Genomic DNA, 9,190 nt, shown 5'->3' on the forward strand with positions numbered 1-9,190 from the left:
CGGCCGGTTCAGAGGAACTTCGCCTTGCCCGGGCCCTCCTCCACGAAGCTCTTCATGCCCCGCTCGCGGTCCTCCGTGGCGAACAGGCCCGCGAACCAGTTGCGCTCGACCGCCAGGCCCGTGTCGATGTCGGTCTCCAGACCGGTGTCGATGGACTCCTTCGCCGCGCGCAGCGCGATCGCCGGACCCTGGGCCAGCTTCGCCGCCCACGCGTGCGCCTCGGCGTACACCTCGGCGGCGGGCACCACCCGGTCGACCAGGCCGAGCGTCAGCGCCTCGTCGGCCTTGACCATGCGGCCGGTGAAGATGAGGTCCTTGGCCTTGGACGGGCCGATCAGCCGGGACAGGCGCTGGGTGCCGCCGGCGCCCGGGATCAGGCCGAGCAGGATCTCCGGCTGCCCGAGCTTGGCGTTGTCGCCGGCGATGCGGTAGTCGGCGCACAGCGCCAGCTCGCACCCGCCGCCGAGGGCGTAGCCGGTGACCGCGGCGACCACCGGCTTGGGGATGCGGGCGACGGCCGTGAACGCGTCCTGCAGGCCGCGGGCGCGCAGGACCATCGCCGTGTGGTCCATGGCCTGCATCTCCTTGATGTCCGCGCCCGCCGCGAACACCTTCTCGCCGCCGTACACAACGACCGCGCGCACGTCGTCGCGGCGGCCGGCCTCCTCGGCGAGTTCCTTGAGCCTGTCCTGCGTGGCGACGTCCAGCGCGTTCATGGGCGGGCGGTCCAGGCGCAGCGTGCCGACGCCTTCGGCGACTTCGAGATGTACGGTCATGCCAGCAGGTTAACGGGGACTAACGGCTACGGATCGAGTGCGCTCGCTCACACCCGGCCGGGGGTCTGGGGGTTGCCCCCCCAGGCAGGCACAGCACCACCACTGACGACATCGGGCCCGGTGCCGTAGGTCACAGCACCGGGCCCGTCGCGCCGGAGGAACTACTTGGTCCACTCCGACCACGGCATGTTCCAGCCGTTGAAGCCGTTGTCCGGGTCGACCGTGCGGTCGTGGGAGTTCTTCACGACCACCACGTCGCCGATCATCGAGTGGTTGAAGAACCAGGCCGCCGGCACACCGCTGTCGTAGCCGCCGCGCACGTCGCGCAGGCCGACGCAGCCGTGGCTGGCGTTGTAGTTGCCGAACGCGTCGCCGCCCCAGTAGTTGCCGTGGATGAAGGTGCCGGAGGTGGTCAGGCGCATGGCGTGCGGGACGTCCTTGATGTCGTACTCGCCGCCGTAGCCGACCGTCTCGCCGTTCATCCGGGTCACCGTCAGCTTCTCGCTGATGACCATCTGGCCGTTCCAGGTGTCGTAGCCGGGCTTGCCGGTGGTGACGTTCAGGGTCTTGACGACCTTGCCGTCCTGGGTGACCTGCATGGTGTGCTTCTTGGCGTCCACGTAGGAGACCTGGTTGCGCCCGATGGTGAAGGACACCGTCTTCTTCTGCTTGCCGTAGACGCCGGGGCGGCCCTCGACGCCGTCCAGGTTCAGCGTGACGGTGACCTTGGTGCCGGACTTCCAGTACTGCTCGGGACGGAAGTCCAGGCGGTCGTTGCCGAACCAGTGGCCCTGGACGTCGACCGCCGGCTCGGTCTTGATCTTGATGGCCTTCTCCACGTCCTGCGGGTGCGTGATGCCCCGGGAGAAGCGCAGCGAGAACGGCATGCCGACTCCGACGGTGGAGCCGTCCTCCGGGGTGAAGGTGCCGGTGAAGGTGTTCTTCGGGGTCAGCGTGGTGAACGCCGAGTCCTCGGCCGCCGTACGGCCCTCGGTGTCCTTGGCGACCGCGTGCACCTGGTACCGGGTGGCGGCGGCCAGATGCGTGGCCGGCGTCCACGTCGCGCCGTCGGCGGAGAGCGTCCCGTCGACCTTGGTGCCCTTGGCGTCCTTGACGACGACCTCGGTCAGCTTCCCCTTGGCGGCGCTGACCTTGAGCGCCCCGCTGGTGTCGACGGCCGTGGCGCCGTCCTTGGGCGCGATGCTGACGACCGCCTCGGACTGCTTGTCCCGCGCGGCCGAGGCGCCCTGGCCCTTGCCGTCCTCCGTGTCCGAACCGCCGCCCCCGCCGCACGCCGTGACGGCGAACAGCACCGCGCCGGCGGCCAGCGCCAGTCCCGCGCGGCCCCGTCCGCGCGCCGCAACCGATGCCCCCGATATCGGCCCGATGTTCAAGTTGTTCTCCCTCCCCCGGGCCGGTCAAGGCCCACACGCCCCGCGCGTCGCGCGCGCATACGGCGCATATTAACTGCCCGGTCAGGAGCGTCGGCGACCCCGGATTGTCACCGTTGTGTCCCAACTCCCCCCCCCGGGCCCGCTCAGCGCACGGCGCCGCCCGCCTTCCACTCCCGCCAGCCCATGTTCCAGCCGCCGAGGCCGTTGTCGGCGGCCACCGTCTTGTCCTTGCTGTGGACGACCTCCACCACGTCCCCGATCAGGCTGCGGTCGAAGAACCAGCCGGCCGGGGTGTCCGAGCCGCCGCCCTTGGCGTCGCGCAGGCCCACGCAGCCGTGGCTGACGTTGGTCCGGCCGAAGACGTCCTCGTCCGCCCAGTAGTTGCCGTGCAGGAAGGTGCCCGACTCGGTCAGCCGCATGGCGTGCGGCACGTCCGGGATGTCGTACTCGCTCTTGCCGTCGGTCTTCTTGAAGCCGACCGTGGCCCCGTTCATCCGGGTGACCTCCAGCATCTCCATCACCACCATCTTCCCGTTGTAGGTGGTGTTCTTCGGTGAGCCGGCGGTGATCGGCACGGTGGTCAGCAGCTCCCCGTCCCGGCGCACCTGCATGGTGTGCTCGGCGGCGTCCACCAGCGACACCTGGCTGCGGCCGATGGTGAAGGAGAACGTCCGGGACTGCAGCCCGTAGACCCCGCGCGCGCCCTCCACGTCCCGCAGGGCCAGGTCGACGGTGACCCGGGTGCCGGGCTTCCAGTAGCGCTCGGGGCGGAAGTCGACGCGGTCCTTGCCGAACCAGTGCGGGCGGATCTCCACGGCCGGCTCGGCCCGCACCCGGATCGCCCGCTCGACGGCGGCCCGGTTCTCCAGCTCCCGGTTGAACTCGATGGACACGATCATCCCGGTGCCGACGACCGAGCGGTTCTCCGGGGTGACGTACCCGATGAAGCGCTCGCCGGGGACGTAGGTGGTGAACGTGGCGTGGCGGGCGGAGCGGTTGCCGTGGCCGTCGACGGCGACCGCGTCCACGGTGTACCGGGCGGCCAGCGCGAGCCGGTCGTCGTCGGGGCGCCAGGTGCGGCCGTCGGCGGAGAGGTGGCCGGGCACCGGGGAGTCCTGGGCGTCCTGGGAGACGACGGCCTTCACCGACTCCAGCCGGCCGTCGGGCACCGTGACGCGCAGCTTCTGCCCGGGCCGTACGCCCTTGGCGGCGTCGTCGGGGGTGATGCGGATGGCGTCCTCGGGCGCGCGGGGTTTGCCGAACACCCGGTCCAGTCCGCCGGAGCCGTCCGAAGTGCAGCCGGCGGCCCCGGCCAGCAGTCCTGCCCATGTCAGTACGGCGGCCAGCGCGGCCCCCGCGCGCCGCGCGCGCCCGTGTACGTGCCTCACGAGCAGCCCAACGAGCGGGGTCGCCCCGGGGAAACGTGAGTGCGAGGCACGGTCTGGGCAGAACTGAGGGGAGGACGACGACACGACGGGGAGCACGGCCTGGGACGCCGTACGCCCCGCAACGGGTCGCGCCATGAGCCGCGGGAGGCTGAAGGGTGTCCAGCGCAGCCGAGCAGGAGGCGGTGAGGGCAGGGCGTGCCGCCGAGCAGGGGCGCCCGGCCGCCGCTGTGAACGGGGCGGAGCGCCTGCCGCTGTGGCCGGGCGCTCCCACGCCGCTGGGCGCCCGCTTCCGGGTCGGCCCGGACGGGGTGGCCGGCACCAACTTCGCGCTGTGGGCGGGCGGCGCCGAGGGGGTGGAGCTGTGCCTGTTCGACGCCGACGGCGTCGAGCGGCGGGTGCGGCTCACCGAACTGACGCACGAGATCTGGCACGGCTTCGTACCCGGCGTGCTCCCCGGCCGGCGCTACGGCTACCGGGTGCACGGCCGCTGGGACCCCTGGACCGGCGGCCGCTGGAACCCGGCGAAGCTGCTGCTCGACCCGTACGCGCGGGCGGTGGACGGAGAGTTCCGGCTGCCGCCGGAGGTGTACGGGCACGTGCGGGACTGGCCGGACCAGCATGTCGCCGACACCGTGCGCGACGAGCGGGACTCGGCGCCGTACGTCCCGAAGGGCGTCGTGGTCCATGACGACGACGACTGGTCCGACGACCGCCGGCCGAAGACGCCGTGGGCCGACTCGGTGATCTACGAGCTGCACGTGCGCGGCTTCACCAAGCTGCACCCCGGCATCCCCGAGGAGCTGCGCGGCACCTACGCCGGTCTCGCCCACCCGGCGGCGATCGAGCACCTGACGCGGCTCGGCGTGACGGCGGTGGAGCTGCTGCCCGTACACCAGTTCGCCCACGAGGACCATCTGCTCAAGCGGGGCCTGCGCAACCACTGGGGCTACAACTCCATCGGCTACTTCGCCCCGCACGCCGCCTATGCCGCCTCCGGCACCACGGGCGAGCAGGTCGGGGAGTTCAAGCGGATGGTGCGCGCGCTGCACGCGGCCGGCATCGAGGTCATCCTCGACGTGGTCTACAACCACACCGCCGAGGCCGGCGAGTACGGGCCCACCCTGTCCCTGAAGGGCATCGACAACCGCGGCTACTACCGTCTGCAGTCCGACGCGCGCCGGTACGCCGACTACACCGGCTGCGGCAACACCCTGCACGTCGTCCAGCCGCAGGTGCTGCGGCTGATCACCGACTCGCTGCGCTACTGGGTGACCGAGATGGGCGTGGACGGGTTCCGCTTCGACCTCGCGGCGGCGCTGGCCCGCTCCATGCACGACGTCGACATGCTCTCCCCGTTCCTGGCGGTCATCGCCCAGGACCCGGTGCTGCGCCGGGTCAAGCTGATCGCCGAGCCGTGGGACGTGGGCTCCGGCGGCTACCAGGTGGGCGCCTTCCCGCCCCTGTGGACGGAGTGGAACGACCGCTACCGCAACGCCGTACGGGACTTCTGGCGGCACGCCCTGCCCGATGTGCGCGAGATGGGCTACCGGCTGTCCGGCTCCAGCGACCTGTACGCCTGGGGCGGCCGGCGGCCGTACGCCTCGGTCAACTACATCACCGCGCACGACGGCTTCACCCTGCGCGACCTGGTGACCTACGAGCGCAAGCACAACGAGGCCAACGGCGAGGGCAACCGGGACGGCAGCGACGACAACCGCTCCTGGAACTGCGGCGCGGAGGGCGAGACGGACGACGAGGGCATCAGGGCACTGCGCCGCCGCCAGCTGCGCAACCTGCTGACCACCCTCCTGCTGTCCACGGGCGTGCCGATGCTGGTCGCCGGCGACGAGATGGGCCGCACCCAGCGCGGCAACAACAACGCCTACTGCCAGGACAACGAGCTCGGCTGGGTGGACTGGCGGCTGCTGGACGAGCCCGGCTGGAAGGCCCTGTTCGACCTGACCTCCCGGCTGATCGCGCTGCGCCACCGCCACCCGGTGCTGCGCCGCCGGGCCTTCTTCTCCGGCCGGCCGCAGGCGGCGGACGGGCTGCGGGACCTGGCCTGGTTCACGGCGCGCGGTACCGAGATGACCGAGCGGGACTGGTACGCGCCCGCCGCGACGCTCGGCATGTACCTCTCGGGGCGGGACATCCCGGGCCGCGACGAGCGGGGGGAGCCGATCCTCGACGACAGCTTCCTCGCCGTGCTGCACGCCGGCGAGGGCCCGGTGGAGTTCGTCCTGCCGGGGCCGCCGTGGGCGGAGCGGTACGAGGTGGTCGTGGACACGGCACGGGAGGAGCAGGCGGAGGCCCCGGGGGCGGCGCACCCGGCGGGCACGGCGATCACGGTGCCGGGGCGGTCGGTGCTGCTGCTGCGGGTGTACTGACCGACAGCCGGGCCCCGGCCTCCCCCTGTGAGGGGTGGCCGGGGCCCGGTGGTGCGATGCGGTGTTCCTGTCGATTCAGCCGAAGGACTTGATCGTGTTCCAGTTCACGGACAGCACGACCCGCACGGGGGCGTTGGTGTTGGTCCGGGACGGGTGGTAGATCCGGGTGTAGCCGTCGGAGGCGAGGCGGGCCCAGATGTCGGGGATCCCGTCGTTGTTGACGTCCGGAATACCGATGGCGGTGGGCACGTTGGCCTCGGTCCAGCTGGTGCCGTAGGCCTCGTCCTTGCCGGTGAGGGAGTTGGCGGCCACCTTGATCGACTCCAGGTCGACGCTGCCGGCGACCGTGCCGGGCTTGCCGTCGCGCTGGTACATGTTGCCGTTGTCCAGGTTGCGCCACAGCAGGTCGGGCGTGCCGTCTCCGTTGATGTCGGCGACGTTGACGATGTCACGGCGGGCCCAGGCGGTGCCCTCCATCAGCGTGGCGGTCTGGAAGGTGGCGCCGGTGTAGCCGGACAGCGTCCAGAACGCGGTGCCGGCCCGCAGCACCAGGTCGGGCAGCTTGTCGCCGGTGATGTCGCCGACGGCCTTGATCTGCGTCCAGGTCGAGGGCGCCGGGGCGTTGGACGGGAGGCGGACCTCCAGGCGCTGGGTGACGTCGTAGCTGCCGTAGCCGTCGCCCGGGTAGAGGTAGAAGTGACCGTCGGGCGACACCGCGAACAGGTCGGTGGAGCCGTCGCCGGGGTAGGCGTCCTGGTAGTGCGTGATCAGGGCGGCCTTGCCGGTGGCCGGGTCGTACCAGTGGCCGGCCGGGTCGGTCTTCTTGTTCTCGTCGTAGGAGGCGGTCAGGCAGTTGTACAGGTCGCCGTCGTCCCCGCCGACGCAGTTGCGCAGGTTGCCGTCGGCGTTGACGATCAGCAGGTCCGGCTTGGCGTCGCCGCCGGTGTCCATCGGGCCGTCGGCGGTGTCCCGCGGCGGCACGTAGAAGGTGTAGTCGGTGCGCTGGCTGGCGTTGCCGTTGACGTCGTAGGCGTACACCTGAAGGGTGTTGGGGCCCGCGTGCGCCGGCGTGAAGTCGGGCAGCGTGGCCGTGTTGCTGGTGGCCGGCACGTAGACCGGGTTGTTGCCCTCGATCGACCAGCGGAACTGCGAGGCGCCTTCGGAGGTGAACTTGACCGCGCCCTTGCCGCCGAACTTCACCGTGGCCCAGGTCTGCCCGTCGGGGGTGGCCTCGGGGAAGACGTCGCTGTCCACGGTGGGCGGCGGCGGGGCGCTGCCGTCGACGGTGAGCCGGCAGGGGTCGGTGCCGGGCGGGAAGTAGGAGGAGACCAGGCCGCCGGAGTCCTCGGCGCGCACGTCCCAGGAGTAGGTGGCCTTGTCCTCCAGCGGGAAGGTGGACGGGATGGTGAGCGTGGCCGTGCCGCTGCTGTTCGGGGTGACCAGGGTGCCCGAGGGCACGGTGCCTCCGGTCTTCCAGAAGCGGAAGCGCAGCTTGCTCAGGTTGCCGTCGGCGTCCTTGGCCGTCGCGGAGAGCACGACGTTGGTCTTGCCGACGGTCACGCCGCTGCCGCCGACGGAGCAGGTGCCGCCGGGCGTGGACTTGCCGCCGGTGGGCTCGGACGGCGGCCGGTTGTAGACGACCTCCATGGCGGCGCTGGTCGCCTTGAACTTGCGCCAGGTCTGGACGTCGGTCTCGGTGGTGGCGCGGATGCCGAAGGTGATGTTCGACCAGCCGCTGTCGGCGCCCTTCTGGGCCGCGTCCTTGACGTTGAAGGACTCGTACTCGTCCGGGCAGGAGGTGGAGGACCAGCCGTGCGCGAAGGACTTCTTCTGCTGCACGGTGGACCAGCTCGGCTGCTTGTTCCAGGTGGTGCCGGAGGAGATCGCCCCGGTGATGGCGAACTGGAACTCACGCTCGGTGCAGGACCAGGAGTGGTTGTTGAGCACCTTGAAGGCCGCGGAGGAGATCGTCGCACCCTTGAGGCTGGAGCTGTAGTTCATCCGCCAGAAGGAGCGGGCGGTGCCGCCGGTCTCGCTCTCGTGGCCGACGCGGGCGTCGGAGGTGCCGGAGGAGAAGTTGGTGCCGTTCCAGAAGCTGGTGTTCGGGTACGGCTTGTAGGCGACCGTCCAGGCCAGCCAGGCGGAGTTGAGCGTGGGGTCGACGAAGACCGGGAACTTCGTGGACGCGTTCGTGAACAGGCCGGTCTGGGCGGCGTTCAGGTCCAGGCGGGTGGTCCCGGTGCCGTCGCCGTCGAGCTTGACGGGCAGGGGGGCGCTGTGGGCGCCGGGCTCGATGCCGCTCAGGCCGGACAGCTTCAGCACGTCGGCCGGCGTGGCGGTCGAGGTGCGCGGGGTGCCCTTGCCCTCGTCCAGCTCGGGGTCGCGGCCGGAGGAGTCCCACGCGAAGGGGGTGGGAATGGAGCCGATCTCCTTGCCGGACTTGTCCTGGACCAGGACGCGGCCGGTGCCGGGGTCGTGGTGGAAGACGGCCGTGGCCGAGCGCAGGCCGTAGGCGACGGTGGCCAGTGCCTCGGACTGCGCGGCTTCCTTGTTCTTGACGATCAGGAGCTGGGCGAAGCCGCCCTCCTCGCGGGCGACCAGCAGCAGGTCGACGCCCGGGAGTACCTCGGAGTACAGGGCGCGGGGACCGTCGAGGACCGGCTCGGGCAGGGTGCCGGGCCAGGTGTAGGCGACGGTGTGGCCGGCGATGTCGACCTCGGCCAGCACCGTGTCCTTGACGTCGGCCAGGGGTGAGCGGGCCAGGGAGCGGTCGGCGTGGCCGGTCCTGGTGCCGCTGGAGAAGCGGATCGGCTGGGCGGCGTTGACGGGCTGTACGCCCAGGTTGCGCGGGGCGTTCTTCACCCGGCGCAGCCGGTTGTCGATCGGCGCCCACGTGCCCGTCGCGGTCTTCGCCCGCGTCGGCGTGGCCGTCATCAGGGTGCGCATCTTGCCGTCGGGCAGCGCCCAGGTCTGCGAGGTGGCGGTGGTCGCGGTGTCGACCAGCACCTGCTTGCGGGTGCGCTTGGCCTCGGCCTGGGCGGCGCTCTCGTCGCGCGGGCCGGTGGAGGCCGGGCGGGCGTCGGTGGCCTTGCCGGCTTCGGGTGGTGAGGCTTCGTCGGGTTGCCACCAGGGCAACAACGCTGCGGTCAGGGCGGCCAGTACGAGGCCGAGGGTGACAGCCAGCCTGGTGCGCGTGCGCACGAAGGGGCTGAGAAAACGAGGCGGCGCGGACACGGCGGCGGTCT

Annotated in this window: 5 protein-coding genes; 1 reads left to right on the forward strand and 4 read right to left on the reverse strand. The window is 71.5% G+C overall.

Annotated features, from left to right (window positions below; all coding sequences use genetic code 11):
• Positions 1–8 precede the first annotated feature (8 nt).
• The 3 genes from C3489_RS03905 to C3489_RS03915 all read right to left on the reverse strand — a co-directional run bounded on the left by C3489_RS03905 (position 9) and on the right by C3489_RS03915 (position 3,558).
• Positions 9–776 carry an enoyl-CoA hydratase/isomerase family protein gene (locus C3489_RS03905; RefSeq protein ID WP_103779889.1) on the reverse strand — a complete coding sequence of 256 codons (768 nt, stop codon included), beginning with the start codon at positions 774–776 and terminating at the stop codon, positions 9–11.
• Positions 777–937: 161 nt separating this feature from the next.
• Complete coding sequence (locus C3489_RS03910; protein ID WP_181139477.1) at positions 938–2,170, reverse strand: Ig-like domain-containing protein; 1,233 nt, start codon at positions 2,168–2,170, stop codon at positions 938–940.
• Positions 2,171–2,313: 143 nt separating this feature from the next.
• On the reverse strand, positions 2,314–3,558 hold the full coding sequence (locus C3489_RS03915; protein ID WP_103779891.1) for an Ig-like domain-containing protein: 1,245 nt from the start codon (positions 3,556–3,558) through the stop codon (positions 2,314–2,316).
• A gap of 155 nt (positions 3,559–3,713) precedes the next feature.
• Between C3489_RS03915 and glgX the strand changes: the two genes are divergently transcribed.
• Entirely contained in the window at positions 3,714–5,945 is a 2,232-nt protein-coding gene (glgX, locus tag C3489_RS03920; protein WP_103779893.1) for a glycogen debranching protein GlgX, read from the forward strand.
• A 75-nt stretch (positions 5,946–6,020) separates the two neighbouring features.
• Here the strand turns inward: glgX and C3489_RS03925 are convergent, their stop codons facing one another.
• On the reverse strand, positions 6,021–9,179 hold the full coding sequence (locus C3489_RS03925) for a DNRLRE domain-containing protein (RefSeq protein WP_103779895.1): 3,159 nt from the start codon (positions 9,177–9,179) through the stop codon (positions 6,021–6,023).
• Positions 9,180–9,190: the final 11 nt, after the last annotated feature.

It is taken from the genome of Streptomyces sp. Ru71, assembly GCF_002920535.1.
GTDB lineage: Bacteria > Actinomycetota > Actinomycetes > Streptomycetales > Streptomycetaceae > Streptomyces.